Annotated in this window: 24 protein-coding genes and 1 pseudogene; 15 read left to right on the top strand and 10 right to left on the bottom strand. The window is 69.3% G+C overall.

Features of this window, described 5'->3' with window-relative positions:
- Nucleotides 1-78: 78 nt before the first annotated feature.
- Nucleotides 79-270, top strand: a pseudogene (locus ACFY0T_RS35675) (ATP-binding protein); the annotation flags it as partial.
- Nucleotides 271-289: 19 nt separating this feature from the next.
- Here the strand turns inward: ACFY0T_RS35675 and ACFY0T_RS35670 are convergent.
- The 4 genes from ACFY0T_RS35670 to ACFY0T_RS35655 all read right to left on the bottom strand — a co-directional run bounded on the left by ACFY0T_RS35670 (nt 290) and on the right by ACFY0T_RS35655 (nt 3,393).
- The gene (locus ACFY0T_RS35670) at nt 290-775 is read right to left on the bottom strand and encodes a 2'-5' RNA ligase family protein (protein WP_388880298.1); all 486 of its coding nucleotides are present in this window, start codon (nt 773-775) and stop codon (nt 290-292) included.
- A 236-nt stretch (nt 776-1,011) separates the two neighbouring features.
- Nucleotides 1,012-1,446: a hypothetical protein gene (locus tag ACFY0T_RS35665; RefSeq protein ID WP_388880296.1), complete on the bottom strand. Its 435-nt coding sequence runs from the start codon at nt 1,444-1,446 to the stop codon at nt 1,012-1,014.
- A gap of 152 nt (nt 1,447-1,598) precedes the next feature.
- The gene (locus ACFY0T_RS35660) at nt 1,599-2,408 is read right to left on the bottom strand and encodes a leucine-rich repeat domain-containing protein (RefSeq protein ID WP_388880293.1); all 810 of its coding nucleotides are present in this window, start codon (nt 2,406-2,408) and stop codon (nt 1,599-1,601) included.
- Between the two features lie 391 nt (nt 2,409-2,799).
- Complete coding sequence (locus ACFY0T_RS35655) at nt 2,800-3,393, bottom strand: YdeI family protein (protein ID WP_388880290.1); 594 nt, start codon at nt 3,391-3,393, stop codon at nt 2,800-2,802.
- 110 nt (nt 3,394-3,503) lie between these two features.
- Here ACFY0T_RS35655 and ACFY0T_RS35650 point away from each other — a divergent pair, with 110 nt between their 5' ends.
- The 8 genes from ACFY0T_RS35650 to ACFY0T_RS35615 all read left to right on the top strand — a co-directional run bounded on the left by ACFY0T_RS35650 (nt 3,504) and on the right by ACFY0T_RS35615 (nt 14,357).
- Nucleotides 3,504-3,830: a transposase family protein gene (locus ACFY0T_RS35650; protein ID WP_388880287.1), complete on the top strand. Its 327-nt coding sequence runs from the start codon at nt 3,504-3,506 to the stop codon at nt 3,828-3,830.
- A 140-nt stretch (nt 3,831-3,970) separates the two neighbouring features.
- Nucleotides 3,971-4,192 carry a hypothetical protein gene (locus tag ACFY0T_RS35645; protein WP_388880284.1) on the top strand — a complete coding sequence of 74 codons (222 nt, stop codon included), beginning with the start codon at nt 3,971-3,973 and terminating at the stop codon, nt 4,190-4,192.
- 154 nt (nt 4,193-4,346) lie between these two features.
- Nucleotides 4,347-7,094: an AAA family ATPase gene (locus ACFY0T_RS35640; protein ID WP_388880281.1), complete on the top strand. Its 2,748-nt coding sequence runs from the start codon at nt 4,347-4,349 to the stop codon at nt 7,092-7,094.
- Between the two features lie 95 nt (nt 7,095-7,189).
- On the top strand, nt 7,190-8,014 hold the full coding sequence (locus ACFY0T_RS35635) for an alpha/beta fold hydrolase (protein ID WP_388880278.1): 825 nt from the start codon (nt 7,190-7,192) through the stop codon (nt 8,012-8,014).
- A gap of 19 nt (nt 8,015-8,033) precedes the next feature.
- Nucleotides 8,034-8,864 (top strand): alpha/beta fold hydrolase, encoded by an 831-nt coding sequence (locus ACFY0T_RS35630; RefSeq protein WP_388880275.1) that lies wholly within the window; start codon nt 8,034-8,036, stop codon nt 8,862-8,864.
- 18 nt (nt 8,865-8,882) lie between these two features.
- Nucleotides 8,883-9,680: an alpha/beta hydrolase gene (locus tag ACFY0T_RS35625; RefSeq protein ID WP_388880272.1), complete on the top strand. Its 798-nt coding sequence runs from the start codon at nt 8,883-8,885 to the stop codon at nt 9,678-9,680.
- Between the two features lie 60 nt (nt 9,681-9,740).
- Nucleotides 9,741-10,532 (top strand): MBL fold metallo-hydrolase, encoded by a 792-nt coding sequence (locus ACFY0T_RS35620; RefSeq protein ID WP_388880269.1) that lies wholly within the window; start codon nt 9,741-9,743, stop codon nt 10,530-10,532.
- Between the two features lie 657 nt (nt 10,533-11,189).
- Complete coding sequence (locus ACFY0T_RS35615) at nt 11,190-14,357, top strand: ATP-binding protein (RefSeq protein WP_388880266.1); 3,168 nt, start codon at nt 11,190-11,192, stop codon at nt 14,355-14,357.
- On the opposite strand, the gene ACFY0T_RS35610 is transcribed toward ACFY0T_RS35615, so the two are convergent.
- The 3 genes from ACFY0T_RS35610 to ACFY0T_RS35600 form a co-directional block, all read right to left on the bottom strand.
- The gene (locus ACFY0T_RS35610) at nt 14,338-15,129 is read right to left on the bottom strand and encodes an ABC transporter permease (protein WP_388880263.1); all 792 of its coding nucleotides are present in this window, start codon (nt 15,127-15,129) and stop codon (nt 14,338-14,340) included. The two genes, ACFY0T_RS35615 and ACFY0T_RS35610, sit on opposite strands and share 20 nt — an antisense overlap.
- Entirely contained in the window at nt 15,126-16,097 is a 972-nt protein-coding gene (locus tag ACFY0T_RS35605) for an ATP-binding cassette domain-containing protein (protein ID WP_388880260.1), read from the bottom strand. The genes ACFY0T_RS35610 and ACFY0T_RS35605 overlap by 4 nt, the downstream gene beginning before the upstream one ends.
- 529 nt (nt 16,098-16,626) lie before the next feature.
- Complete coding sequence (locus tag ACFY0T_RS35600) at nt 16,627-17,037, bottom strand: hypothetical protein (RefSeq protein ID WP_388880257.1); 411 nt, start codon at nt 17,035-17,037, stop codon at nt 16,627-16,629.
- A gap of 138 nt (nt 17,038-17,175) precedes the next feature.
- Between ACFY0T_RS35600 and ACFY0T_RS35595 the strand changes: the two genes are divergently transcribed.
- From ACFY0T_RS35595 to ACFY0T_RS35580, 4 genes are all read left to right on the top strand, one after another.
- Entirely contained in the window at nt 17,176-17,388 is a 213-nt protein-coding gene (locus ACFY0T_RS35595) for a hypothetical protein (RefSeq protein WP_388880254.1), read from the top strand.
- 331 nt (nt 17,389-17,719) lie between these two features.
- Nucleotides 17,720-18,202: a MauE/DoxX family redox-associated membrane protein gene (locus tag ACFY0T_RS35590; RefSeq protein ID WP_388880251.1), complete on the top strand. Its 483-nt coding sequence runs from the start codon at nt 17,720-17,722 to the stop codon at nt 18,200-18,202.
- Nucleotides 18,203-18,245: 43 nt separating this feature from the next.
- Entirely contained in the window at nt 18,246-18,818 is a 573-nt protein-coding gene (locus ACFY0T_RS35585; RefSeq protein WP_388880248.1) for a YceI family protein, read from the top strand.
- Between the two features lie 330 nt (nt 18,819-19,148).
- A complete protein-coding gene (locus ACFY0T_RS35580; protein ID WP_388880245.1) occupies nt 19,149-19,529 on the top strand; it encodes a hypothetical protein in 381 nt (126 codons plus the stop codon).
- Between the two features lie 72 nt (nt 19,530-19,601).
- On the opposite strand, the gene ACFY0T_RS35575 is transcribed toward ACFY0T_RS35580, so the two are convergent.
- Entirely contained in the window at nt 19,602-19,874 is a 273-nt protein-coding gene (locus ACFY0T_RS35575; protein WP_388880242.1) for a hypothetical protein, read from the bottom strand.
- Between the two features lie 585 nt (nt 19,875-20,459).
- Between ACFY0T_RS35575 and ACFY0T_RS35570 the strand changes: the two genes are divergently transcribed.
- Together ACFY0T_RS35570 and ACFY0T_RS35565 are read left to right on the top strand one after the other, a co-directional pair.
- Nucleotides 20,460-21,911 (top strand): hypothetical protein, encoded by a 1,452-nt coding sequence (locus tag ACFY0T_RS35570; protein WP_388880239.1) that lies wholly within the window; start codon nt 20,460-20,462, stop codon nt 21,909-21,911.
- A gap of 109 nt (nt 21,912-22,020) precedes the next feature.
- A complete protein-coding gene (locus tag ACFY0T_RS35565) occupies nt 22,021-23,577 on the top strand; it encodes a sigma-70 family RNA polymerase sigma factor (RefSeq protein ID WP_388880236.1) in 1,557 nt (518 codons plus the stop codon).
- A gap of 18 nt (nt 23,578-23,595) precedes the next feature.
- On the opposite strand, the gene ACFY0T_RS35560 is transcribed toward ACFY0T_RS35565, so the two are convergent.
- Nucleotides 23,596-24,810 carry a Gfo/Idh/MocA family protein gene (locus ACFY0T_RS35560; protein ID WP_388880233.1) on the bottom strand — a complete coding sequence of 405 codons (1,215 nt, stop codon included), beginning with the start codon at nt 24,808-24,810 and terminating at the stop codon, nt 23,596-23,598.
- Nucleotides 24,811-24,904: 94 nt separating this feature from the next.
- Nucleotides 24,905-25,954: a substrate-binding domain-containing protein gene (locus ACFY0T_RS35555; protein ID WP_388880230.1), complete on the bottom strand. Its 1,050-nt coding sequence runs from the start codon at nt 25,952-25,954 to the stop codon at nt 24,905-24,907.
- Between the last annotated feature and the right edge of the window lie 14 nt (nt 25,955-25,968).

Genomic DNA, 25,968 nt, shown 5'->3' with positions numbered 1-25,968 from the left:
GTCCCTCCCCAGCCACCGACTAGCCCCCGTTCCCTTGCCCTCACTGATGGGCCGTCGTACTCGGCCCCTGGAGGCGAAACGTCCAGGGAGGAGAAAGCCTCGGTGGCCAGCGCCTCGAACGAATCGTTCGGCGGCTGGACGAAGACCCTCACCGATCCTCGCCTCTGCGCGGCGATCGTCGACCGGCTCACCTTCGGCGGCAACATCATCGAGACTGGAACCGACTCCCACCGCCTCGCGCACGCCAGGGCCCAGCAGGGCGGCGGCTGACCGACGACCGGCAGCGGCGTCAGCGAAGCCGGAACGACGCCCGCTGCTGCCATCGCGATCCGTCGTGGACCATGAGATCCACCGACGATACGCGGGCAGTGATGGGAAGCCGGCTGCGAAGATCGGCCTCGGTCTCCTCCAGGAGGTCATCGTCTTGCCCCTGGGCGATGGTCAGATGCGGAACGATGTCCTCGAACTGCCCGCCGAACGGCGGCGTCTCGGGCCACCGATCCGCGATCGCCTCGGTGAGCCGGCGAAACAATGCGTCCGGTTCGGGGGCGAGATACAGAATCCCGGGGAACCGCCCGCAGCTCTCGAACCGGGCCTCGAAGGGCCTATGACGCCTGATCACCTCATCGATGGCAGCACAGGTGTCGCTGTGGATGCGGCTCTCGTCGAGGAATGGGAAGAGCACAGTGACGTGAGCCGGGACCCCCGCACGGGCCGAGGGGTCCAGCCGGTCCCGCCATGCTCGAACAGCAGGTTCCGCTTCAGGGACCTTCACGATCAGTCCCTACTGCCCTGCTTGAAACTCGCTGGAGTCGTCGCCTGCCATCGCACATGTGTATCAGTGGGTCCAGAGGGCAGCGACCAATTATCGCCGCAGGCGGCTGAACCCGCGGTCGGCAGCCCATTCAGCACCATCTCTACGCCCACCAACGCCCACCAGGTGAGAACAGGTGAGGACGGCCCCTGCCGCCGGGCGATAGCGGCTGTACGTTCTCGCCCTCGGTGAGGCGGTCACAAGTCGTCTTCTTCGTCGGCGGGTTCGGGTTCGCGGGTGTAGGCGAGGTCGAGGACGTAGCGCTCGGTGATCGGGCAGTTGTTCAAGGCTTCGGTGAGCTGGCCGTCGGGGGAGTCGTCAACGAGCTGGTCGAGGGTGGTGTTGTAGTAGTCGGCAGCTGCCTGGCGGTTGGCCCAGGCCTGGCCTTCATTCACACCCGGGCGGGGCAGGGTCATTTCCCCGCTCGCGCCGAGGCCGACTGGTTGACGACGAGGAAACCGGTTTCGGATTCGATGCTGATGGCGCGTGGCCTTCGGCATCAGCGGGTGGAGCCGGCGGTATGTCCCAAATGCGGATGGTGACGTGACGTTGATGGCCGGCTGGAGGCTGCGCAGGCAGGCGGCAGCCATGGCGTCGTCGCCGAGATAGGCATCCGAGTCGTAGACCTCCAAGACGCGGCGGCCTGGGCGTGGCCTTGGAGCTGTATTCGGCCAGGAGCGCCATGAGTGCCTTCACCTTGCCTGCTCGTCGGTGATCTTTACGTAGGAGGCGTCGCCGATGGGTTTTGAAGTCGCTCACATGGCCGAGGGGGTTGGACCGCGGATCAGTCCCAGTCGGACGCTGGCTGGTTGATCCGCCCACCTCGGTGCGGTGAAGGGATGTAGCCCTCAGCGCCTGCGGGCAGTGCGGACGCACACGCCGACGAGCAGGCACTGACCAGCAGGGGCAACACGTCGGTGGCCACGCGCAACGAGACCCACACCTGATGGAGTGCACCCTGCTCGATCGGCCGGTCACAGACACTGCAGTGGTGAATGGCCGTTGCGCCCCAGCGCTGGGGATCCAGGTCTGCCAGATCGAGTTCCGCGACGGAGTCCTGGGGCGGCCGAAGGTGAGGGAAGGGCGGTCGCAGCTTGTAGTTACCGAACAGCGCGCGAGTGCTCACCGTACTGCGGGTCAACTTCAGGCACCGGGTGATCTCGTAGGGGAACCAGTGAAGCCGGTAGGAGGTATAGAGGCTGAACGCCTCCAGGCTGCTCATGGCCCCGATCTCGGGCGGAATGCGGACCAGGTTGCTGCCGTAGAGCACGAAGTGCTTGACCGCGGTGAGTTTGGCGATGCTCGGCGGCAGGGTGATGACCTGCCGCCGCTCTTTCGGGCTGAGTTCGACAAGGGGGCGGAACTCTTCCCGCCCGTCGTCGGCGGCCTCGTCGACCAGCTCCAGTAGGTGCTGCCAGCCCGGGGCTGAGGTGTCCTGTCGTTCGGTGTGAAACCCAACCCGGGCTCGTGGATGCGGCTTGGACTGGTCGAAGCACGAGCAGATGTCTCGGTATGAACCGCGCCCACCAGGGGCAGAGTCCGATGTGTCGTCCCAGCGGTTCACGTAGAGCGTCGGCTCTCCCTCGTCCGTCATGGCGCCAAGATACGGAGGTTGCGGCGGCCCGTCCCGGCGATTATGCGGCCGAGACGGTCAGCTGGCGTCGGCCTGGGCTTTGGTCTGGGCGAGCCGATACGTTTTGCTGCTGGTCTGGATGATGTTCCCGCCAGGGTGAGCCGGTCGACGATGCCCGCGTAGGGCCGGGGATCGGTGAAGGCTTGGTCCAGCTGCTGAAGCGGGACATCCACCCGGTACATGACGGACACGGGCAGGCCGCGAGTAACGTGGGTCTTCGATCTTGAGCGGTGCGCCTGCTCAGGGCCTCTGACGTTTCGTTACGCTCAGTGAGGGCACTTGGTGGCTTCGGCCGGGGCCGCAGGCGCGCCGGGCCCCCGGGGCACTACACGGCTGCGGTCCCTCTCCGGGACTACGGGTGCAGCTTCTCGCCCTTGGCCAGCATCGCTACGTACTTCTCTATCCGGCGCGCCCGGGTCTCGGGCTTTTTGGCGTCTTGGACCCGGTACAGGATCGCGTAGCGGTTCTGCCGGTCCAGTGTCTCGAAGAACTCGGCCGCGGCCGGGTCGGCGGTCAGGGCCGCCGCGAGGTCGTCCGGCACCGTGGCGGTCTTCGCGCCGTCGTAGGCCGCCTCCCAGCGGCCGTCCGCCTTTGCGCGGTCGACCTCGGCCTGCCCCGGGGGCTGCATCCGGCCCTGCTCGATCAGGGCGGCCACCTTGTCCCGGTTGACCTTGGACCACTTGCTGCGCGGCTTGCGCGGGGTGAACCGCTGGAGCCACCACTGGTCGTCGAACTTGGCCTTCTGGCCGTCGATCCAGCCGTAGCAGAGTGCCACGTCGAGCGCCTGGGCGTAGTCCAGCGCGACGATTCCGGGGCCCTTCTTGCGAAGCTTGAGCCAGATGCCGGACGAGACGGCGTGGTTCTCGCCGAGCCATGCCTGGAATGCCTCGGCGGATTCGAATGCGACGATCTCCAAGTCCTGAGTCACCCCAGCAGCGAACCACACCCGGCCGATTGTCGTGACGCATTCGGGCACGGCCCCGGATGCAGGATGCCCGTGGACCTGCGTGATCATCCCTGTTCTCGACGCAGAACGATCATGCAGGAGCCACGGGCTTGCTCAACGATACGACGTTGCTGCTCGACCTCGACGGGGTATCCGTCGCGCGGGTTGAGCGGCTGGCCGACGGAAGGCGCCGAGTTCACCTGGTCACGGCCGACGAGACAGCCAGGGCCTGCCCGGCCTGCGGGGTGTTCGCCACCCGGGTGAAGGGCTCGGCGGTGACCCGCCCGCGCGATCTCCCTTACGGCGAGAGCGGTTTGGAGTTCCGCCGGCACAAGCGCCGCTGGTGGTGCCGCGAGGCCGGCTGCCCTCGCCGGTCAAGAGCAGCGCGCAGGGGCGTGCGTCCGCGCGCAGCCCGCTTGCGGGTTCAGCTTCAGTAGCTGTTCTCTTTCCGATCTTGGGTGATGGGCGTCGAACGGGAGTCCCGATTGGGTGGTCGTGGGGCGCCTGGCGCATACGGGCGGGGCCTCCTGAACAGCTCGTTGGTGTCGAATCACCGTGCAGCAGGAGGCCCCGGTGAATGGTGGTCGGCGGGATCCACGTCGAAAACGCGGGCTTCCCCTGGCTGGACGGCCGGTTCATCGAGCGACCCGGGTTGGCGGGGATGCGGCCTCTGCTCGAGCGTGAGCTGGCGCTGGTCGAGCTCATCGACGACGCGTATCAGGAGTGCGAGATCGCGTACGACGTCGCTGCACATTGGCAGGGACAAAGCGTGGTCCGGTTGATGGGGGAGCCGCGGTGAAGCGGAGGGAGGCATATGACTTGTGCAAGCCTCCTGCAAGTCGGGGCGGACATATGCAGGATGGGCAGCACCAGCGGAGGGTGCGGGCGCAGTGTACGTGGGGGGACCGCGTTGCCGTTGACCTTGCCACCCGACCTTTCTGAAAGGTGTCGGCGTGAAACCCAAGGGGCGGGTCAGGGAACGTGAAGCCCTCGATCGGTTCGTCGCGGGCCTGCGTGAGGGATTGAGCGGTGTCGTCCTCCTACGCGGTGACGCCGGCATCGGTAAGACCGTCTTGCTGGATCATGCGGCCGCGGAGGCCGCCGACCTGTGCGTGCTGCGGGTGGCGGGTGTGGAGGCGGAGTCCGGGTTCCCTTTCGCGGCGCTGCACCGTCTGCTCGTACCGTTCCTGGACGGCCTCAAGGAGCCTGGCGCGCTGCCCGCGGCCCAGCGCGCGGCGCTGCGGGTGGCCTGTGGACTGGCCGACGGCCCGGCCGCCGACCAGTTCCTTGTGGGGCTCGCGACGCTCACGCTGCTTGCGGAGGCCGCGAAGCAACGGCCTCTGCTGGCCTGCGTCGATGACGCCCAGTGGCTCGACAAGGAGTCCTTGGGCGTGCTCGCCTTTGTAGGCCGGCGGGTGCACGCCGAGGGCGTCGGCCTGCTGTTCGCCGCGCGGACCGGTTTCGACGCGCCCGCGGGCCTTCCGTCTACCGAAGTCGCCGGTCTGGAGGACGAGTTCGCTCTGGAACTGCTGCGGGAGACCGTGCCCGGACAGCTCGACACCCGCGTCGCGGCGCGGATCGTGGCCGCGACGGCCGGGAACCCGCTGGCACTGGCTGACCTGGGGCAGGAACTGTCCGCCGACCAGCTCTCCGGAGGGCTCGCGCTGCCCGAACCGCTGCCCGTGGGCGGAAGGCTGGAGGCGCACTACCTCCAGCAGGTCCGCGAGCTGCCGGAGCCGACGCAGGTCTGGCTGCTCCTCGCCGCCGCCGAGCCGGGCGGCGACCTGGGGTACCTCACGAGCGCGGCAGAGCGGCTCGGGATCGGCACGGAGGCCTCCGGCCCTGCCGAAACCGCGCGTCTGGTGGTGCTGCACGCCGCCGCACAGTTCCGCCATCCGCTGGTGCGGTCGGCTGTGTACAGCGGCGCCACCAGTGTTGAGCGACGGCGAGCGCACCAGGCGCTGGCGGAGGTCACTGACCGCCCGGCCGACACCGACCGGCGGGCCTGGCATCTCGCCGCGGCCGCGATCGGGACGGATGTCGCCGTCGCCGCGGAGGTGGAAAGCGTGGCCGACCGGGCGGGCGCGCGGGGTGGCTACGCCGCGCGCGCCACCTTCCTGACCCGGGCGGCTGAGCTGACGCCGGAAGGCGAGGTACGAGCGGGGCGGCTGCTGGCGGCGGCCGAGGCAGCGCTGCGAGCCGGGGCGCCGCTGCAGGCGGAGTCGCTGCTGGACGGGATCGATGAGGAGCTGCTCGGCGATGTCGGCCAGGGCCGGGCACTGTTGGTCCGGGCGACCACGGGCCTCGCGCTGGGCCGCGCGGATTCGTTCGCGCAGGCGCCGGCGCTGTGCGTGCGTGCCGCCCAGTTCCTCTCCGACGGTGCTCCGGACCTGGCTCGTGAGGCGCTCCTCAGGGCGATCGACCGCGCCATCACCGCGGAGCACCTTATGCGGGATACGACGCCGGCCGAGATCGCACGGGCCGTGGAGACGCTGGTGCCGCGCACCGGTGAAGCGACTGGCGTCGACCTCGTGTTGCGCGGGTTCGCGGCCCTGGTCACCGACGGCTACGAACGCGCTGTACCCCACCTGCGGCGGGCCTGCGCCATGGTGCTGGACCCGGGCACCCCCGAGGAGGAGGTGCTGCGCGGCTATCTGCCCGTCGTCACCATGTCGATGATCCTGTGGGATGAGCCAACGCATACCGCTGTCATGGGGCGGGCGGCTGACGTCGCCCGGCGGACCGGTTCCCTGTGGCAGCTGGACTCCGCGTTGTACTGCGCCACGATGTCCGAGACCAATCTCGGCGAACTGGCCGCTGCCGACGACCTGTTGGCCGAGGGGCACCAGATTCGTGCGGCGATCGGCGCGAACGACGACGTGTGGGCCATCTACCGGCATCCCGAGCTGCTCGCCTGGCACGGCGAGCGCGACGACCTGGACGCCGTTCTGCGTGGGTCGATGGAGGCCGGCACCTGGCTCGGCATCGGCGCGGTCGAGTCCATCGCCCGCATCGGCATGGTGGTGCTGGCCGTGAGCCGCGGCGACTACGCCAAGGCGCGCACAGTCGCGCACGAGCTGATCGAGCACGACGTGCTCGGGGTGCATTCCCGGCTGCTCCCGCACCTTGTCGAGGCGGCCGTACGCTGCGGCGACCGAGTCCTGGCCACGGCCGCACTGGGGACGCTGGCCTCCCGGGCGACGGCCTCCGGCACGCCCTGGGCCCTGGGCCTGCTGGCCCGCTCCAGCGCCCTGCTCGCAGCCGTCGGGGACGCCGAGCCGCTGTACCGCGAGGCGATCACCCTGCTGTCGGGCACCAGAGCCCGCTCCGATCTCGCCGTCGCCCACCTGCTGTACGGCGAGTGGCTGCGCCGCCGTAAGCGCCGCAAGGATGCCCGCGAGCAACTGAGTACGGCCGTCGAGATGTTCGACGCCATGCGGGCCACGGGATACGCGGCGCGCGCCGCCCAGGAGCTTGCCGCCACCGGGGCGCACCCCCAGCGCGGGACGGCCGGGACGACGAGCACGCTGACCCCGCAGGAACTCCAGATCGCCCGCCTCGCCAAGGGCGGTGCGACCAACGCCGAGATCGCCGCCCAGCTGTACATCAGCGCGAGCACCGTCGACTACCACCTGCGGAAGATCTTCCGGAAGCTCGACGTGACGTCCCGGCGGCAGCTCCACCAAGCGGTGGACGACTGACTGCGGTCACGACTACGCGCTCCACGGGATTCGAGCACCGTCCGTCCTGGCCGAGGCTTGGGCGACCGGACAGATCCTGCAGACGGGAGCATTCCATGCCATACGTCACCGCAAGCGACGGAGCGCAGATCTTCTACAAGGACTGGGGCACGGGCCGGCCGGTCGTGCTGAGCCACGGCTGGCCGCTGAACTCGGACAGCTGGGAGGCGCAGCAGCTGTTCCTCGCCTCGAACGGCTTCCGTGCCATCGCCCACGACCGTCGTGGGCACGGCCGGTCCTCCCAGACCTGGCACGGCAACGAGATGAACACCTACGCCGACGACCTCGCCACCCTCATCGACACGCTCGACCTGCGCGACGCGACGCTCGTCGGCTTCTCCACGGGCGGCGGCGAAGTCGCCCGCTACATCGGACGGCATGGCACCGCCCGCATCGCGCAGCTCGTGCTGGTCTCCGCCGTACCGCCCTTCATGGTCAAGACCGACGACAATCCCGGTGGCGTACCGATCGAGGTGTTCGACGCGATCCGCGCCGGGTCGCTCGCCGACCGCTCACAGCTGTACCGCGACCTGGCCGACGGCCCGTTCTTCGGGCACAACCGACCCGGCGCCGATGTCTCCCAGGGCATCCGGGACGCCTTCTGGCGTCAGAGCCTGCAGGCCGGACACCGAGGCGCCTACGAATGCGTCGCGGCCTTCTCGGCCACCGACTTCCGCGCCGACCTGGACGCCTTCGACGTGCCCACGTTGGTCATCCACGGCGACGACGACCAGGTCGTGCCCTTCGAGGTGGGCGGCAAGGCGTCGGCGGCCCGCATCAAGAACGCGACGCTGAAGGTCTACCCGGGTGCGCCGCACGGCATCACGGACACGCACAAGGAACAGCTCGGCACCGACCTGCTGGACTTCCTCAACTCCTGACGCCGGAAGGAACCACCGCATGATTCCCGAAGGTCAGCCCCGCCGTCGCGTTCTCGGCGGCCTGCTCGCGGCGGGAGCGGTCACGCTCGGCGCCGCCCCCGCCCCCGCCTCGGCCTCCGCCCGCTCGGGCGGCGGTACGAGACCGACCGTCGTGCTCGTGCACGGCGTGTTCGCCGACTCCTCCGGCTGGAACGACGTCATCGCCCGGCTGCTGAACGCCGGATTCCCGGTCATCGCCCCTGCGAACCCGCTGCGCGACCTGGCGGGCGACTCGGCGTACGTCTCCAGCGTCGTCGACACCATCGACGGCCCGGTCATCCTGGTCGGCCACTCCTACGGCGGCGAGGTCATCACCAACGCCGGGCGCGGTCACTCCCATGTCAAGGCGCTGGTGTACGTCGGGGCCTTCGCGCCCGACGAGGGCGAGAGCGCGCTGCAACTGGCCGGTATGTTCCCGGGCAGTAAACTGCCGGACGCGCTGGTGACCCGCCCGTTCCCGCTGCCGGACGGCACCACCGGCACTGACGGCTACATCGACCCGGCGAAGTTCCACGAGGTCTTCGCCCAGGACCTGCCGACCTCCGTGACGCGGCTCATGGCGGCCACCCAGCGCCCCGGCAGCGTAGGCGGGTTGGCGTCCGGCAGCGGCGTACCGGCCTGGAAGAGCCTGCCGTCCTGGTACGTGATCCCCACCGCCGACAACGTCATCCCGGCCGCGGTGCAGCGCTACATGGCCAAGCGCGCCGGGAGCACGACCGTCGAGGTGAAGGGCTCCTCCCACGTCGTGATGATGTCGCACCCCGACATCGTCGTCCGCCAGATCCTGGCCGCTTACCGCGCCACCCGTTGACGTCTGGAAGGAACATCGATGAGCGCACCGGACACCATCGTCCTGATCCACGGCTTCTGGGTGACGCCGCGCAGTTGGGAGCACTGGATCGACCGCTACGAGAAGCAGGGCTACCGCGTGCTCGCGCCCGCCTACCCCGGCTTCGAGGTGGAGGTCGAGTCCCTGAACGCCGACCCGGCCCCGATCGAGAAGGTGACTGCCCCGCAGATCGTCGAGAGCCTGGCGAACGTGATCCGCGGGCTCGACAAGCCGCCCGTCCTGATCGGCCACTCCGCGGGCGGGGCGTTTACCCAGGTCCTGCTCGACCACGGCTTCGGCGCGGCCGGAGTGGCCATCAACTCCGCGCCCACCGAAGGCGTGAAGGTGGTCCCGCTGAGCCAGGTGAAGTCGACCTTCCCCGTGCTCAAGAACCCCGCCAACCACCACAAGGCGGTCGGCCTCACCCATGAACAGTGGCATTACGCCTTCACCAACACATTCCCCGAAGAGGAGTCCCGGGCGCTCTACGAGCGTTACGCGATCCCCGCCTCGGGCCGCATCCTGTGGAACAGCGTGCTGGCCAACCTCCAGCCCGGCCACCAGGACATCTGGGTGAACTACCACAACGACGACCGTGCACCGCTGCTGTTCCTCTCCGGCGAGCTGGACCACCTCATGCCGCCGAAGGTCCAGCAGTCCAACGCCGAGCACTACAAGTCGAACACCGTCACCGAGGTCAAGGTGTATCCAGGGCAGCCGCACCTGATGCCGGCCTCGCCGGGCTGGGAAGAGATCGCGGACCACGCGCTGTCGTGGGCCTTGTCGCACGCCCGATAGCCACCAGTACGCCCGGGGCGGTCATACCCGCCGTCCCGGGCCATCGGAAGGGATGACCGCATGACCGACGTTCGCGTCACCCACATCGGCGGTCCGACCACACTGATCGAGGTCGGCGGCTGGCGGCTGCTGACCGACCCGACGTTCGATCCGCCGGGGCGCCGCTACTCGTTCGGCTGGGGCACGTCCTCCCGTAAGACGTCCGGCCCCGCCGTCGCCGTCGCGGATCTGCCGCCGGTCGATGCTGTCCTGCTCACCCACGACCACCACGGCGACAACCTCGACACGGCCGGGCGCGCCCTGCTGCCGACCGCAGACGCCGTACTCACCACGCCGTCCGGAGCACGACGCCTTGGCGGCAACGCTCGTGGCCTGGCGCCCTGGACGACCACACGCCTTCAGGCCCCAGGACGCACGGCGATCGAGATCACCGCGACCCCCGCCCGCCACGGACCGCCGCTGTCCAGGCCGATCACCGGGGACGTCACCGGCTTCGCGCTCCACTGGAAGGGACAACAGCACGGCGTGCTGTGGATCTCCGGAGACACCGTCCTCTACGACGGCGTACGACACCTTGCCCGCCGTCTGAACGTGGGCACCGCCCTGTTGCACATGGGCGGCGTGCGCTTCCCGCTGACGGGCCCGATCCGCTACACGATGACGGCCGCTCAGGCTGTAGAGCTGTGCCGTCTGCTCACCCCGCGAACCGCCCTCCCCATCCACTACGAGGGCTGGCACCACTTCCGCGAGAACCGCGAAGCCATCGAACGGCACCTGGCCTCGGCTCCCGCCGACATCCGGGACCGCTTCCGCTGGCTGCCCGCGGGAACGGGGGTCGACGTCAGCGTGTGACGGTGGCCGTCGGTGCGGATGCTCCTGCCAGCGCGATCGCCTGTCCGGCGTCATCGCCGCCAGGGAACTGGGCGCCGAGCGCATCATCGTCACGAGCCTGCAGGCCTTCCCCTGTAAGCTCGCGAGCGGGTTCGGTGCCACCGACGTCGTCAACCGCACGCGGAGACTGAGGGCATCGCCCGGTCAGGTGCTCACCCGCGCGACCGACCTGGTCGAGGCCATGGTCAGCGTTGCCGCCGGGGCGCGCGAGCAGCTGGTTGTGACCGGCAGTCGGTCGCGGGAGAAGGCGTATCCGGCGGCGATCCGGACGGCCGTGGCCCAGCACCCGGACTTGGTCCATTACCGGGTGCTGTACGGGCCGCCGCGGCACGGCGCTCGCCGATCACCTGCTGCGGCTGCCGGAGCTGCGCGACCGGTCGCGCGCCGAAATGGCGTCGAGACACTGGACTCCCGCAGTGCCGGCGGCAGCGCGCAACCAGGTACGTGCTCTTACGGGCGGAGTTGGCCCACGCGCGGCGGCACGGGCTGCGGACACGGCGGCGGAATGGGTTGGCGCGGGTGCAGGAACGGTCGGCGCGGCTGCGGCAGCCGCCCGCGCAGCGGGAGTTCGGCCCGCGGCGGGAGTTCCGGCGGCCGGGCCTTGGCTAGTCTGCACGGGTGACCACCGATCTGACCCTGCTGCCGCGTGTCGCCTATCGCGGACAGGAGATCACCGCGCCCCGGCTCCGCGGTCTCCTCGCGCTGCTCGCGGGCGACTTGCGCACGGGCTGCAGCACCGAGCGGCTTGTGGCAGGGCTGTGGCCGGACGAGTTGCCGGAGCGGCCGGGAAAGGCGGTGCAGGTCCTCGTGTCCAGGGCGCGGGCGCAGTTGGACTCCGACGTCCTCGTCAGCACGCCGACGGGATACCGGCTCACACTCGCCGAGGACCGGGTCGACAGCTCCGCCCTGCTGCTGCATGCCGCCACCAGCGCGGACCGGGCCAGGGCGGGGGACCACGCGGGATCGCTGGCTGCGGCCGAGGCCGGGCTCGCGCTGTGGGAGGGCACTCCTGACGGGGCCGGCGACACCGACGACCCCGTAGCCGCGTTGCGCACCGAGCGCGCCCCCGTCCGCGGCACGCTCGTACGCGCGCAGGCGCTCGCGCTCGCCCGCCTCGGACGACACGCGGAGGCGGCCGGGCCGCTGGCCGTGGCCGCCTCGGAGCATCCGCGCGACGAGGAAGTGCTCGCCGAGCTGCTGCGCGGCGAGGCGGCGACGGCGGGCCCGTCCGCCGCGCTGATGCGGTACGAGGCGTACCGCCGTGAGCTGCGCGAGACGCTCGGCACGGATCCGGGCGCCGGGCTCAAGGCCGTACAGCAGGAGCTGCTGCGCGGCGAGGCACCTGCGGTCAGGCACGGCGTACCGCACGAGCCGAATCAGCTCCTCGGCCGGGACGAGGACATTGCGGCGGTGGGGCGGCTGCTGCGCGCCTCCCGCGCCGTCACCGTCGTCGGCCCCGGCGGCCTCGGCAAGACCCGGCTCGCGCACGCCGTCAGCCGCCGGGCCGAGCAGCGCGTGGTGTATTTCGTGCCGCTCGCCGGCGTCACAGCGGACGAGGACGTGGCCGCGGAGGTGGCCTCCGCGCTCGGCGCGGGCGAGGGGCGGCCCGGTGCTGTGAGCGGCCACGACCCGGTGTCCGGCATCCTCGGCGTGCTCGGCTCCGGGTCCGCGCTGCTGGTCCTGGACAACTGCGAGCAGGTCGTCCCGGGCGCCGCCGACCTTGTGCAGGCCCTGGTCTCGTCCTCGAAGGACCTGCGGGTGCTCGTCACCAGCCGGGCCCCCCTCGGCCTGACATCGGAGGCGGTGTACGCGCTGCCGGAGCTCGGTCTCGACACCTCCATCGAGCTGTTCACCCAGCGGGCCCGGGCCGCCCGGCCCGGCGTGCAGCTGCCGCCGGACGCGGTGGCCGAGCTGTGCCGCCACCTCGACGGGCTGCCGCTCGCCGTGGAACTGGCCGCGGCGCGGGTGCGGGTGCTTTCGGTGCCGGAGATCGCCCGCCGCCTCGGCGACCGGTTCGCGCTGCTGCGCGGCGGGGTGCGGGGCGTGCCGGAGCGCCACCGCACGCTGTACGCGGTCGTGGAGTGGAGCTGGAACCTGCTCGCGGATGACGCCCGGGCGGCGCTGCGCATGTTGTCCGTCTTCCCCGGCGGCTTCTCCGGCGAGGCGGCGGAGCAGGTGCTCGGCGAGGATGCGCTGCTTCTGCTGGAGCAGTTGGCCGATCAGTCGCTCCTCACCGTCGCCGACACCCCGGTCGGCGTGCGGTTCCGGATGCTGGAGACCGTACGGGAGTTCAGCGCGGCCCGGCGTGCGGAGGCGGGCGAGGACGACGAGGCCGTCGGCCGGTTCCTCGCCTGGGCGCGGGACTTCGGGGTCTCGTACCACGACTGGCTCTTCCGCTCGGAACCTTCCCCAAGCTCTCGGCTTCGCTCGAGCAGGGGAGACCCCATTGCCGCCAGGGAGCGGATCAAGGCCGAGCAGGACAACCTCGTGCTGGCCCTGCGACACGCCCTGGCCGGTACGGACGGCCCCACCACCGCCGCCCTCACCGCCGTCCTCGCCGCCCTGTGGTCCACCGGCTCCAACTACCTCCGCCTCGCCGCCCTCGCCACGGACACCGGCCCGCCGCTGTCGCACTACCACCCCGAGCCCGAATACGTCGAAGTCGCCCGCGCCGCCGCGGTGTTGTGCACGGCGAGCCTTTTCATGGGCTACGGCCCGCACGTCGTACGCCAGCTCGTCACCCTCCGGCGGCTGCCCCCGGCCCCGCCGGACACGCTGCTGCGCGCCGTCGCGGCAGTGCTGAGCGCGGTCCCCGAGATGCTGCCTCCCGACTACGGCGTGCTGCAAAAGCTCTGCGACAGCGAGCAGCCGCTGCTCGCCGGCGTCGCCGAGTGCGTCGCCACCTACGTCTGGGAGTACGAGCACGACATCGACCGCGCGCTCGCTTCGGCTCGCCGGACCATCACCGCACTGGCGCCGGTCGACAACCCGTTCCTGCAGGTCATAGGCCACTCCCGGCTGAGCCAGTTGTGCTTGCAGACGGAGCAGGGCGAGGCCGCGTACGAGCACTTCAAGGCTGCGCTCGAGGCACTGCCGCGCCTCGGCGACGAGCACGACTCCATCGGCGTCCGCTGGGGCCTCGTCCTCGCCTGCCTGCAGTGCGGCGACCCCGACGAGGCCGAGTACTGGCTGCGGCAGGCGGAGGACGTCAACAACCCGCAGAAGGACGACTCCGACAGCGCCGACCTCGGCGGCCGCGCCGAGATCGCGCTCGCCCGCGGACTGACGGAGGTCGGGCTCGGCTTGTGGCGCAGCGCCGTGGTGGCAGTGGCCGAGGCGGGCTCGATGTACAGCGGCGATCCCTTCCTCGACCGGTGGGTGCTGCAGATCCAGTCGGCGGCGGTGACGGCGCACGCGCATGCAGGCCGTCTCGGGCTGGTCGCGGAGCAGCTCGACCGGCTGCGGCAGGGGCTGCGGACCCTGCTCTCCGGTCCATCCCACGCGCCCATGGAGCTCCCTGTGCTCGGGACAGTGCTGCACGCCCTTGGCATGGCGGGGCTCGCCTCCGGCGACGATCCCGCCGTACGGATGATCGCGCTGGCCGAACGGCTGCGGGTGCTGCGTGATTACCAGCCGACGATGTCGGCGGACCGGGCCCGGAAGGCGGTCGGGGCCGCCGGGAAAGCTGCCAGGGCGGCGTACGCCGACGCGGTGTCGGAGTACGCCGCCCTGGGGCGGGACGAGTTGCGGGAGGCAGCCCGCGCGCTCATTTCGGGTCGCGGTTGAACAACGCCGTCGACCAGCGGTAGCCGAGCGCGGTGAGGCCGACGCACCAGGCGATCGCGATCCACCCGTTGTTGCCGATCTCGGTGCCGAGCAGCAGGCCGCGCAGGGTCTCGATGGCCGGCGTGAACGGCTGGTACTCGGCGATCGGCTGGAACCAGCCCGGCATCGTGTCGGCCGGGATGAAGGCGCTCGAGATGAGCGGCAGGAGGATCAGCGGCATGGCCATGTTGCTGGCCGCCTCGGGGTTCGGGCTGGCCATGCCCATCCCGACCGCGATCCAGGTGAGCGCCAGGGTGAACAGCGCGAGCAGCCCGAACGCCGCCAGCCACTCCAGGGCCGTGGCGTCCGTGGAGCGGAAGCCCATGGCCACGGCGACGGCACTGACGAGGACCAGGCTGGCGAGCACCTGCAGCACGCTGCCAACGACGTGTCCGATGAGCACCGACCCGCGGTAGACCGCCATCGTGCGGAAGCGGGCGATGAGGCCCTCGGTCATGTCCATGGAGACGGAGATCGCGGCCCCGATCACGGTGCTGCCGATCGTCATCATCAGGAGGCCCGGGACGATATAGGCGATGTAGTCGGAGCGGTCGGCGCCGCCGCCACCGATGCCCGCGCTCATCACGTCTCCGAAGATGTAGACGAAGAGCAGCAGCAGCATGATCGGCGTGAGCAGCAGGTTCAGGGTCATGGACGGGTAGCGCCGCGCGTGCAGCAGGTTGCGGCGCAGCATCGTGTTCGAGTCGCGGACGGCGAGGGAGAGGGCGCTCATCGGACAGTCTCCTTGGGCTGGTTGGGGACGTTGGTGGAGCCGGTCAGAGCGAAGAACACGTCGTCGAGGTCGGGGGTGTGCACGGTCAGCTCGTCCGCCTCGATGTCGGCCGAGTCCAGCCAGTCGAGGATGGCGCGCAGCTCGCGCTGGGTGCCGTCGCTGGGGATCTGCAGCGCCAGCGCCTCGTCGTCCCGGGTGACCTCGCGCAGGGCGACAGCGGCGGACTGGTAGGCGGACGGGTCGGCGAACCGCAGCCGCACGTGCCCGCCCGGGATGAGCCGCTTCAGCTCGTCCGGGCTGCCCTCGGCTGCGATCTTGCCGTCGTTCAGCACCGCGATGCGGTCGGCGAGCTCGTCGGCCTCCTCCAGCATCTGGGTGGTGAGGAAGACGGTGACGCCGCCGGAGACCAGCTCGCGGATGATCGCCCACGTGTTGTGGCGGCTGCGCGGGTCGAGGCCGGTGGTCGGCTCGTCGAGGAAGATGATCCGCGGGTCGCCGACCAGCGTCATGGCGAGGTCGAGGCGGCGCTTCATGCCGCCGGAGTAGGTGGAGGCGGGCTTCTTCGCAGCCTCCACCAGGTCGAAGAGCTCAAGGAGTTCGGCGGCGGTACGGCGGCCCTCGCTGCGGGAGAGGTGGTGCAGGTCCGCCATGAGGAGCATGTTCTCCTCGCCGGTGATCAGCCCGTCGACGGCGGAGAACTGCCCGGTGACACCGATCGCGGCCCGCACCGTCTGCGCGTCGGCGGCCAGGTCGTGGCCGCCGACGTGCAGGTCGCCGGCGTCCGCGGTGATGAGGGTGGAGAGGATCTTGACGGCGGTGGTCTTGCCGGCGCCGTTCGGGCCGAGCAGGGAGAAGACCGTGCCTTCCGGCACCGCCAGGTCGATGCCGTCGAGGACCGTCTTGTCCCCGTAGGCCTTGCGCAGCCCCTTGGCCGCGATGGCGAGTGAGTGCGATGTCGTTGTCGTCATGCCGCAGAGGTTGCGGCAGGGCGCATTCAGCGCGCTTTCAGGATGCATTCAGCGCCCTGGAACCGGGCGGCGGAGGGCAATGCCTTATGGCCTCCCTGCCGTTGCGGCCTCAGCGCGGCTGTCGCCGCGCCCCGCCGGCGCCTTCGACGAAGACGCACCGAAGCCATCATCGCCACCAACCCGTCTGCTGCTGCCCGGTCCGCGGCTCCGTCACGCGGCCAGGCAGCAGCAAAACCTCCCCGCGCCAGCGAGGCCGACCTGATCGTGGCAAAACACCGCCACGGCCCCCACCGCGACCCATCACCGTCGCTTTCCAGGGACACTGTTCACGCTTCGGCGACATGACCCAGACGTAGATCCCGCAAATCGACTGTAACCAGCAATCTCCCAGGCCAAGATGGGCAAATGCTGATCTCTCACAAGTTCGGCGGCCAATGGCCTACCCGGAGAGCTACGGCGTCGCCCGAAGCGGAACACCTCTATCCCAAGATCAGTCTTGCCCAATTGGGCAAGACTGATCTTGGTGGGGTCACGGGTACACGGCGGCGCACTCCTCGGTGATGCGCCCGGTTGTGCTTGCGATGGCCTCTGTGACGGTGGAACCACCGTTCATGGCATTGACGGCATCGCTGCCGGCCCTCATGAAGATGTCCATCTCCGGGGTGCCCAGGTAGGCGGCGGCGAAGGACCTCCCCCGCTCGTTGCGTTCCTGGCTCTCCGTGTCGTTCGTCACCTGGCCGGAGTCCACCCACGTCTTATCGGCGACCGCGGCCAGGACTGTCTTCGTGCACTCTTGCGCCGGACTGCTGCCCGCGTTGTCGGCTGCTGCACTCCGGGGTGGGGGCGCGGCTTTTGCCGATTTGTCGTCGTCGCTGCTGCAGGCAGCCGTACTCAGTGCCACAAGAGCCGTACAGAATCCGAGCATCAGGCGTCTGCCCATGTCCCCACCCCTCGGTACGCGCGGCGCCCCGGCCGCCCTGTGGCATCATGCCGCACAGATCATCCGTGACATCTGCTGTCCGCGATCATGTAGCTCGGCCGGGATACGGGGCCACCCGCCGCGGGTGAGGCTGGTGCCATGTCCGAGCGCCGCGTGATCGTCTATCCGCCGTCTGAAACCGGTGGCCGCAAGGTGGGTATCGACGATCGGATCGTCGGCACCGCGTACAGCCTCCACGACCTCACCGTGTTGCTGCAGAGCGCTGGTTTGACCGGCTGGGACGAGCTGGATGTGGCCGAGTCGCGTCTGATCGAGTGGCACGAAGGCGGGCCAGAGGTGTGGAGACGCTGAACGGATGTCTCACGCCGCGATCGGATGCTCAGTCTCGTGCTCGCGTCCGATCGCCAGGGCTGTCGCCAAGGTGCAGGCCGCTGACAAGCGCGGTCACTACCAGCTGTGATGCTCACGTTTGTCGTGCAGGACAGCTCTTGTTCCGCCACCCGACAGGGTGCATCGGAGGTACCCGGGTGCTCGGCAAGAGCGATCTGGGAGGTGTAAGTAGTCGCGATTGCGGTGCTGCCACCCGCCCGGATACGCGCCACCGGCAGCGACTACTCCCCGTTTGACATGGTTCGGACCAGTGGCATGGTGGTAGGCGGGGGTGAGGATTGGGAGGCTCGGCGTGGCATCCGAATCGGTATGGCGTTCCGCAGCGCGGCAACTGCCACTCAGGCTCACCGTTGGTGCGTTTTTCCTCCACTCCGGACTGTCGAAACGCGACGCGGACCAGGCCACCGCTGAGCAACTCCAGCAGTTCGCCACCACCACCTACCCCTTCCTGGGCAAGCTCGACGCCCAGAAGTTCGCCCGGCTGCTCTCCACTGGGGAGATCGCCGTTGCTGGCGCGTTGCTCCTGCCGGTCGTCCCTGCCGCTGTCGCCGGAGCTGCGCTCACCGCATTCTCTTGCGGCACTCTCGGGCTCTACCTGCGTACGCCGGGCATGCGCCAGGAAGGCAGCCTGCGCCCCACTGAGCAGGGAATCCCGCTGGCCAAGGACGTCTGGATGCTGGGCGTCGGCATGTCCCTCATCGCCGAGGGCATAAACGAACACCGGGGACCCGCGACCACTGCCCTCGGCCCTTGGCGCCGCATGCTGCGACTCTGATCAACTCACCGCGCGAGGGGCGATTGCGCCAGGGGAGCCCGACATGGCCACGACTAAATGGTTCTTCGAGCCCGGCCATACCGGCGCGGAGTTCCGCGCCAGGCACATGATGGTCACCTACGTGCGCGGACAGTTCAAGAACGTGCACGGCTGGCTGGAGGTCGACCCCCACGCACCGGAGAAGGCCCGCGTCGAGGCGACCATCGACGCGACCCAGGTGTACACCGGTCAGCCCGAGCGTGACGCCCATCTGTGCAGTGCCGATTTCTTCGACGTCGAGCACCACCCGACGTGGACATTCATCGGGACACGCGTTCATCAGCTCAGCGCAACCGAATTCGAGGTCACTGGCGATCTCACCGTGCGGGGCGTCACCCATCCCGTAGCCTTCGACGTCACCTACTTGGGACAGTGGGATACCCCCTGGTGGGAGGACGGCCGAGATCTCGGCCCCAGGCGACGCGCCGGCTTCACGGCCACCACCCGCATCAATCGCCATGACTTCGGGGTGAGTTGGAACGATGTGGTCGGCCGGGGCGGAGTCGTCGTCAGCAATATGGTCGATGTCGTCGTCGACACCGAGGCCGTCCTTGAGGCCGGCGTAACGGCCGCCTGAGCGTTCCTCGGCGGTCTTTGAGGCCGAAGGCCACCGACCACCTGCCCGGTGCCCGGCCACCGCCTGCGTTTCAGCCCGTCGAGCGCCACACGGGTCTGCCGGGCAGCCTCCTCGGGATGTCCTGGCGAAGCGCCAAGATCCGAGCCCAAGAACGCCCAATCCCTGGCAGCGCAAGTGGCGTGGCCTCGCCCGGAAACACGCCCTGAAACCAACCCGCCACGCTCAGGCCGCCGGTTCGAGGACGCATTTGTTCGACGATCAGGCTTTTTGCACTCGGGTGGGCAGTCCTTCGCTCTGGCAGATATCGATGGTCCAAATCGGACTGTGATCATGCTGCGTATCCAAGGCAACGCGATCCGCACGACCTATGACGCGTGGTCGCCACCCGGCTTGACGGCCACCGACATTACCGCCGCTCTGCCCGAGGATCGCGGAGCCACGAGCACCACCGTCACCCTGACCAAGGCCCCCGCCTACCAGCAGAAGGGCGGGCTCGACCTCAACGGCTACTGCAAGTCGATCGGCAACACCGGCGGGGTCAGCCTCGACGGCGCCACGTCAGGCGACTGGCATTGTGTGCCCCCCAACGGCAAGCACGTCTCCATGAGCATGGATGACGCCCGCACGCAGACCTACCCCTACGTGCAGAGTGCCTTCTCCAGGGCCGCCGACATCAACACCCCCGGCAGCTGGGCCTGCTGGAGTTCATGATCAACCCCACCGCTGCACGGACGGCGGGTCCTGCCGGGGCACCAACGCCCCGGGCAGGAAGCCGCGGTGACCTCAGCCGTCCTTGCCCTTCGCACGTCTCGCCCGGCGTCCTGACCCGCCGGGCGAGACTCCGACATCGTGCGCGCCGCCGTCCTGGCGGAGGAGGGCGGGCGTCACTGCCACCGAAGGCGTCGCCTCGACGCACTGGCGGCCGGCAGCGTCGGCAAGCCGGGTCGCGACCGGCTCGGCGGGCTTGCTGCAGGTCGTCGCCGCGGTCAGCTCCCGCCGAAACGGCTGCGTTGGGGCGGCCACAAGCGCCTGATTCGCCACACCCACGTCGGTCACCCTCACAGCACATCCATACGGAATGCAACCCCGACTCTGCCTGCGCTCGCATGCGGTCCCTCATGTGCGCGAGGTCGAGCAGTGCAGCAGGACGTCTGGGCCGGACGACGTCGGATGCGGGTGTGACAGCGAACCACTGGGGGCGCCACCACGGCGTCGAACACCACGAAATGTAAAGCCTCGGCAAAGCGGCGGGACTCTTCAGGCCGGCCCCGCTCCAAACCCTGGTGAAGGTCGCTACGGGACCGACGAGAGGAGCCGCGCCAGGACGTTTCACGAACAAGCAGGACTCAGTGGGTGGCGGCGTGCCCCTTCCATGTCCCCCGCAAGCGCCGCAGCGGCCCCTGCACATGCCCTGATTGCCCGTCACATTTCACGGATAGGAGCCCGCCCGATGCCCCGACCGGGGACAGCCCTGCTCGACCGATTGATCGAGCCGTCCCAGTTCGCACTGGAGCGCTTCCGGTCCCGCCCTATGTCCCGAGGTGACGCAGAGCTTGCCACACTGGTCCATCGGGGCTACGCACGCGCCTTTCAGACCATTGTGGTCCGTCATTGGGGTGCCGTCACCGCGTATGTGCGCACTTGCGCCCACGACCCCGACTTTCCGACGATCTGGTTGAGCGGACCTTCTCGCACGTCTTCGACGCAACCACCCGCGGCGCCTTTCCCGCCGGGTCCTGGCGGCTCCATCTGCTGACCACCGCCCGCAACCTGGCTCTACGGGAGTGGGCGTACCAGCCGGACGGGCCGTTCGATGCGTACTTCCGCCACTGGGCCTCGACCGGCGGCACCTGGTCGCTCACCCAGCGCTCTCGGCTGACCCAGGCATACCGCATGTTGCCGGAGCGCCGGCAGACCTCGCTGTGGCACAGCATCGTGGAGAGGGAGGGCAGGGCGACGACGATCGCCTGCCTGGGCATGAGACGCGAGCAGTACGGACCCCTCACCGGCCGGGCGCGGGCGAACCTGCACGACAACTACCTCACGCTCCACCAACAGACGGTCGCCCCGTCGACCGAGTGCACCATGTACGTCCCCCTCCTCGCCGCCTCGGTCGAGAGTGAATCAACGGGGCAGGACCCTGAGCCGACGCGAGCCCGCGCGCACGTCGCGGACCACTTGGCGGACTGCACGGTGTGCCGCGAGGCATACGAGGACCTCTCCGACCTCGACGGCCAACTTCGCGCCCAGCTCCCGCCACTCCTTCTCGGCTGGTGGCCCGGACCGGTGTATCACGCTCTCCGCACAATCCTGCTGACCCCAGTCCAACGGCCCGCATTCCTTCGCGAGGCAGTGCGATCCGGGCCGCCGCCCGAGCGCCGCCGCACGTCCCGTCCCACCCCGTACATCGCCCGGCCGTTCGCCATGCGCCTGGCCACGGCGACCGTGGGAACATGCCTGGCGATCGCGTCATACGACGCGCTGACACGTCCGCCCGCCGAAGAGCGCGCGGATGGGGTGACGTCGGCCTCCGACCCGGCCGCGACCCACGGCACGACCGGAACTCCCCATGGCCGGAGCGAAGCACGTAAGCCGACGCCCCTGACGCGTACCCCGGGGTCTTCCCCGCCCACGCCATCGCCGACCAATCAGATCAAGACCACGACTTCACCAACTTCGGTCCCACAGGCCGGCCGACCCAGCGCAGAGCCTCGACGCCTGGATGCCACCCAGCAAATACGGGCCGACGGGTACACGCTGCAGCAGGGCGCGATCCCGGTGGCCGATGGCTCCGTGGTTCTGCAGGCGGGCAGCCAACTACGCTTCGACAACATTGACTTCGGTGAAACGCCGAAGAAGCTGGCCAGACTTCAACTGGCCGCCATGCCCAGCGCTCCTGACACCCACCTCAGCCTTCGCTTCGATGACGCGGCCACCCCCTCCTCAACTCTGGCGGTCCGCGCTTCGCCCGAGCCACGCACCGTCGAGATCTTCCTTGCCGAGGACTACACCGGGGTCCACACCCTGCACATCGATGTCACCTGCACCGATGCAGGACCTTGTGTCTCGCTCTTCACCCTGAGCTTCGGATAACAAGGATCACGACAAAAGATCCTATTTCACGATAACCTTTTCCAAAGGCCTGTTGCTGGCACCACACTGTCTCCCGCAACACGACCAACGAACACCGGGGGACGCACCTATGCCGGCATCTGACGCCGAACTGACCCGCGCCGTCCGGGCGTCAGGGCTGCACAGCAACAGCGCGGACCAGGCCCTGGAGGAGCTGTACCGCCGACACCGCCCCTCCGTCCTCGCCTACGCGAGGACCTGTTGCCGGGATACACACACCGCCGAGGACCTGGCGTCGGAGGCTTTCGCCCGCACTCTGCAGGCGGTACGGGCCGGACAGGGGCCCGAGTTCGCGTGGCGCCCGTATCTCTTGTCAGTGGTCCGCCGAACCGCCGCTGACTGGGCGAGCACCGCTCGTCGCACCGACCTGTCACCGGATTTCGAACGCTGGCTGGAGACCGCCCCTACAGAGAAGGGCGGCGAGGAGTACGTGCTCCGTCAGGAGGACGACGCCTTGATCGTCCGTGGCTTCCGCTCCCTGCCGGAGCGCTGGAGGGCGGTGCTGTGGCACACCGTCGTCGAGGGCGAGTCGGCTGAGCAGGTCGGTGCGCTACTCGGCATCAGCCCCAGCGGCGTCGGTTCGCTGGCCGCCCGCGCACGCGAGGGCCTGCGTGAGGCTTACCTCACGGCGCACATCGAGTACGTCGAAACCGCGGACCAGCCAGAGTGCCGGCACTTCAGCCGTCTCCTCGCGGCCGCGATACGCCGTCCCGGCCGGCGCCTCAACAAGGATCTGGCCAGACACCTCGACGGATGCGGCCGCTGCTCCCACGCCATGTTGGAACTGACCGACCTCAATGAGCGCATGCGTCTGGTCCTGCCCGGCGCGCTGCTGCTGTGGGCGGCCCCCGCCTACCTCGCCTCCCGGCTGGCGGGGGCGGGAACGGCGGCCAGCGGCGCGGGGAGCGCCGGGGCACACCTGCCGAAGGTCAAAGTGAACCCGCTGGGCGCGAGTGTGGCGGCGGGAATCACGGCAGTGGCGGCCGTAGGGGGCTTCCTGCTCCTCCGCGACAACGGAAACGACCTCCGGACAGCGCCACCCGCCCCCACGCCGACTCTCACCACCGCCCCCGAGCCCTCACGGTCCACTCCGTCACCCTCGAGCCCAACACCCGGCGTCACCCGGCCAGTCCACACCCCAACTCCAGTCCCGACCCCGTCCCGGACGCCGACGCCGACGCTTCCGAAAGCGGACGGCGCCACCCGGCTGCGCATCAAGTCCACGGGCCTGTGCATGGAGACGACCGGCGCCTTCGGAGCCCAGCCCCGCGAAGCCGCCTGCAACGGCTCTGCCAGTCAGACTTGGGAACTGGTACGCAATGAGGTCGGCCGACTGCAGCTCCGCAACCCGGCGAGCAAGATGTGCCTGACATATCCCGAACAGCTCCCCGACGGCGCCGTCGTACGACAGCTCGACTGCGGTAAGGACACGCGCGGCCAATGGTGGGACTACAGCGCCTCGCAGGACAACGGCGACATGGTCCTCAACCCCATCGGCGACAACAGCAGACGCCTTGGCCTCAACGAGTGGAATTTGGCGGACGGAGCGCACTCCCCGACGATCGGGATCACTCTCAACTACTACAGCACAACGTCTCTGATCTTCCTCTTCGACGGAGAGCTCTAAAGAGGGTGAAACGGTGGGTCATGATGCACGTCCTTCTCCATCTTTGGAAGGGGAGACAGGGGTGTAGACGCTGTCCTTGGAAGCGCTCTCCTCGACAGCGGTGAGCACCCGCTGCACTTGCAGCCCGTCGGCGAAGGACGGTGAGGGCTGGGTGCCGTCGCCGACGGCCTGAACAAGGTCGCGGGCCTGGTGGACGAACGTGTGCTCGTAGCCGAGTCCGTGGCCAGGGGGCCACCAGCCTGCGAGGTAGGGGTGGTCGGGTTCGGTCACCAGGATGCGGCGAAAGCCGGCTTCGGCTACGGGCGCGGTGCCGTCGAAGAAGTGAAGTTCGTTGAGGCGCTCCAGGTCGAAGAGGAGAGAGCCGAGCTCGCCGTTGACCTCGACCCGCAGTGCGTTTTTGCGGCCGTGGGCGAAGCGGGTGGCTTCGAAGGAGGCGAGCGTGCCGGACGGGAAGCGGCCGGTGAAGAGGGCGGCGTCGTCGACGGTGACCTGGCCGCGGTTGCCGCCTCCTGCGGAGGTGGTGAGTCCCGCTGATGCGCCGGCCAGGACGGGGCGCTCGGGGATGAAGGTCTCGATCAGTGCGGCGACGCCGGCGAGCGGCTCGCCTACCAGGAACTGGGCGAGGTCGACGATGTGCGAGCCCAGATCGCCCAGGGCGCCGGACCCGGCTGTCTCGCGCCTCAGACGCCAGGTGAGGGGGAAGTCGGGGTCGACGAGCCAGTCCTGGAGATAAGTGAGGCGGACGTGCCGGAGAGCACCGAGCCTGCCGACCGCGATCATGCTCTGGGCCAGGGAGAGAGCGGGTGTACGGCGGTAGTTGAATCCGACCATGGCGATCCGGCCCGGGTTGCGTGCCGCCGCGGCGACCATGGCCTCGGCCTCCTCGACCGTATTGGCCAGCGGTTTCTCACACAGCACGTGCTTGCCGGCGTCGAGCGCGGCGATGGCGATCTCCGCATGGCTCTCGCCCGGGGTGCAGATGTCGACGAGGTCGATGTCGTCGCGTGCGATCAGGTCCCGCCAGTCGGTCTCGGCGGCTGCCCAGCCCAGCTTGTCCGCGGCGGCGCGAGCCGCCTGCCGGTTTCGGCCGCACACCGCGGTCAGATGCGGCTCGAACGGCAAGTCGAAGACGCGGCCGGCCGTGCGCCAGCCCTGCGAGTGGACGGCACCCATGAAGGCGTAGCCGACCATGCCGATCCCGAGTCGCGGCTTGCGGGCGACGATGGATTCCATATGCGCGAGTTCTCCTTGACGCGGTCGGGGCGGGCGCGGTGCGGCGCACCGGCCCCGAACCTCGGCGACGATGGGTGTGAGTCCTCGGAGCGATCTAGTTGAACCCGGTCGGCATGTAGCGGTCGACGTTTTCCTTGTCGACGACGGCCGAGTAGAGGGTGATGGATGAGGGGATCTCGAACTCGGCCATGCCGCCGATTCCCTTGCCCTGTCCGAGCGCCCTTGCCAGGTCGATGGCCGAGGCGGCCATGGTCGGCGGGTAGAGGACGGTCGCCTTGAGGACACTGCTGTCGGCCTTGATCGCCTGGAAGGCGGAGAGTGCTCCCGCGCCGCCGACCATGAAGAAGTCGACCCGCCCGGCCTGCTCGATGGCGCGCAGGGCGCCGACGCCCTGGTCGTCGTCGTGGTTCCACAGGGCGTCGATCTGCTTGTTGGCCTGGAGCAGGGCCGCCATCTTGGACTGGCCGGACTCGACGGTGAACTCGGCGGCCTGGCGGGCGACCTTCTTGATGTTGGGGTAGTTCTTCAGGGCGTCGTCGAATCCCTGGGTGCGCTGCTTGGTCAGCTCGAGGCTGTCGAGTCCGGCGAGTTCGACGATGCGGGCGTTCTTCTTGCCCTCGAGCTTCTCGCCGATGTAGTGGCCGGCGTTGAGGCCCATGCCGTAGTTGTCGCCGCCGAGCCAGCACCGGTACGCCTGCGGGGAGTCGAAGATCCGGTCCAGATTGACGACGGGGATGCCCGCGCGTATGGCCTGGAGACCGACCTGGGTGAGCGCCTTGCCGTCGGCGGGCAGGATCACCAGGACGTCGACCTTTTTGTTGATGAGGGTCTCGATCTGGCCGATCTGCGTGGCCGTGTCGTTCGAGCCCTCGGTGATCTCCAGCGTGACGTCCTTGTACTTCTTGGCGCGTTCGCGAGCGTTGACGTTGATGGCGTTGAGCCAGCCGTGGTCGGCCTGCGGGCCCGCGAAGCCGATGGTGACGTGCTTGCCGGCCTTGTCGTCGGCCAGGCGGGCCTGTTCGGCAGCGCCGCCCTTGGAGCCGCTGGATTCGTTGGAGGTACACGCGGTCAGCAGCGCGCCGGCCGACACGGCGGCGGTGCCGAAGAGCAGTCCTCTGCGGGTGGTGTTCACTTGCTGTGCCATGTTTCTGTGTCTCC

It is taken from the genome of Streptomyces sp. NPDC001530 (assembly GCF_042894545.1).
Taxonomy (GTDB): Bacteria; Actinomycetota; Actinomycetes; order Streptomycetales; family Streptomycetaceae; genus Streptomyces.
The sequence above is the reverse complement of the archived record's forward strand: the minus strand, read 5'-3'. Positions and strand labels throughout refer to the sequence as shown.

Coding starts and splice junctions, on each gene's coding strand:
- ACFY0T_RS35660 (WP_388880293.1), bottom strand. CDS start 2,408: ATGACGGACGAGGGAGAGCCGACGCTCTACGTGAACCGCTGGGACGAC.
- ACFY0T_RS35645 (WP_388880284.1), top strand. CDS start 3,971: ATGGTGGTCGGCGGGATCCACGTCGAAAACGCGGGCTTCCCCTGGCTG.
- ACFY0T_RS35635 (WP_388880278.1), top strand. CDS start 7,190: ATGCCATACGTCACCGCAAGCGACGGAGCGCAGATCTTCTACAAGGAC.
- ACFY0T_RS35630 (WP_388880275.1), top strand. CDS start 8,034: ATGATTCCCGAAGGTCAGCCCCGCCGTCGCGTTCTCGGCGGCCTGCTC.
- ACFY0T_RS35625 (WP_388880272.1), top strand. CDS start 8,883: ATGAGCGCACCGGACACCATCGTCCTGATCCACGGCTTCTGGGTGACG.
- ACFY0T_RS35620 (WP_388880269.1), top strand. CDS start 9,741: ATGACCGACGTTCGCGTCACCCACATCGGCGGTCCGACCACACTGATC.
- ACFY0T_RS35610 (WP_388880263.1), bottom strand. CDS start 15,129: ATGAGCGCCCTCTCCCTCGCCGTCCGCGACTCGAACACGATGCTGCGC.
- ACFY0T_RS35605 (WP_388880260.1), bottom strand. CDS start 16,097: ATGACGACAACGACATCGCACTCACTCGCCATCGCGGCCAAGGGGCTG.
- ACFY0T_RS35600 (WP_388880257.1), bottom strand. CDS start 17,037: ATGGGCAGACGCCTGATGCTCGGATTCTGTACGGCTCTTGTGGCACTG.
- ACFY0T_RS35595 (WP_388880254.1), top strand. CDS start 17,176: ATGTCCGAGCGCCGCGTGATCGTCTATCCGCCGTCTGAAACCGGTGGC.
- ACFY0T_RS35585 (WP_388880248.1), top strand. CDS start 18,246: ATGGCCACGACTAAATGGTTCTTCGAGCCCGGCCATACCGGCGCGGAG.
- ACFY0T_RS35580 (WP_388880245.1), top strand. CDS start 19,149: ATGCTGCGTATCCAAGGCAACGCGATCCGCACGACCTATGACGCGTGG.
- ACFY0T_RS35565 (WP_388880236.1), top strand. CDS start 22,021: ATGCCGGCATCTGACGCCGAACTGACCCGCGCCGTCCGGGCGTCAGGG.
- ACFY0T_RS35560 (WP_388880233.1), bottom strand. CDS start 24,810: ATGGAATCCATCGTCGCCCGCAAGCCGCGACTCGGGATCGGCATGGTC.
- ACFY0T_RS35555 (WP_388880230.1), bottom strand. CDS start 25,954: ATGGCACAGCAAGTGAACACCACCCGCAGAGGACTGCTCTTCGGCACC.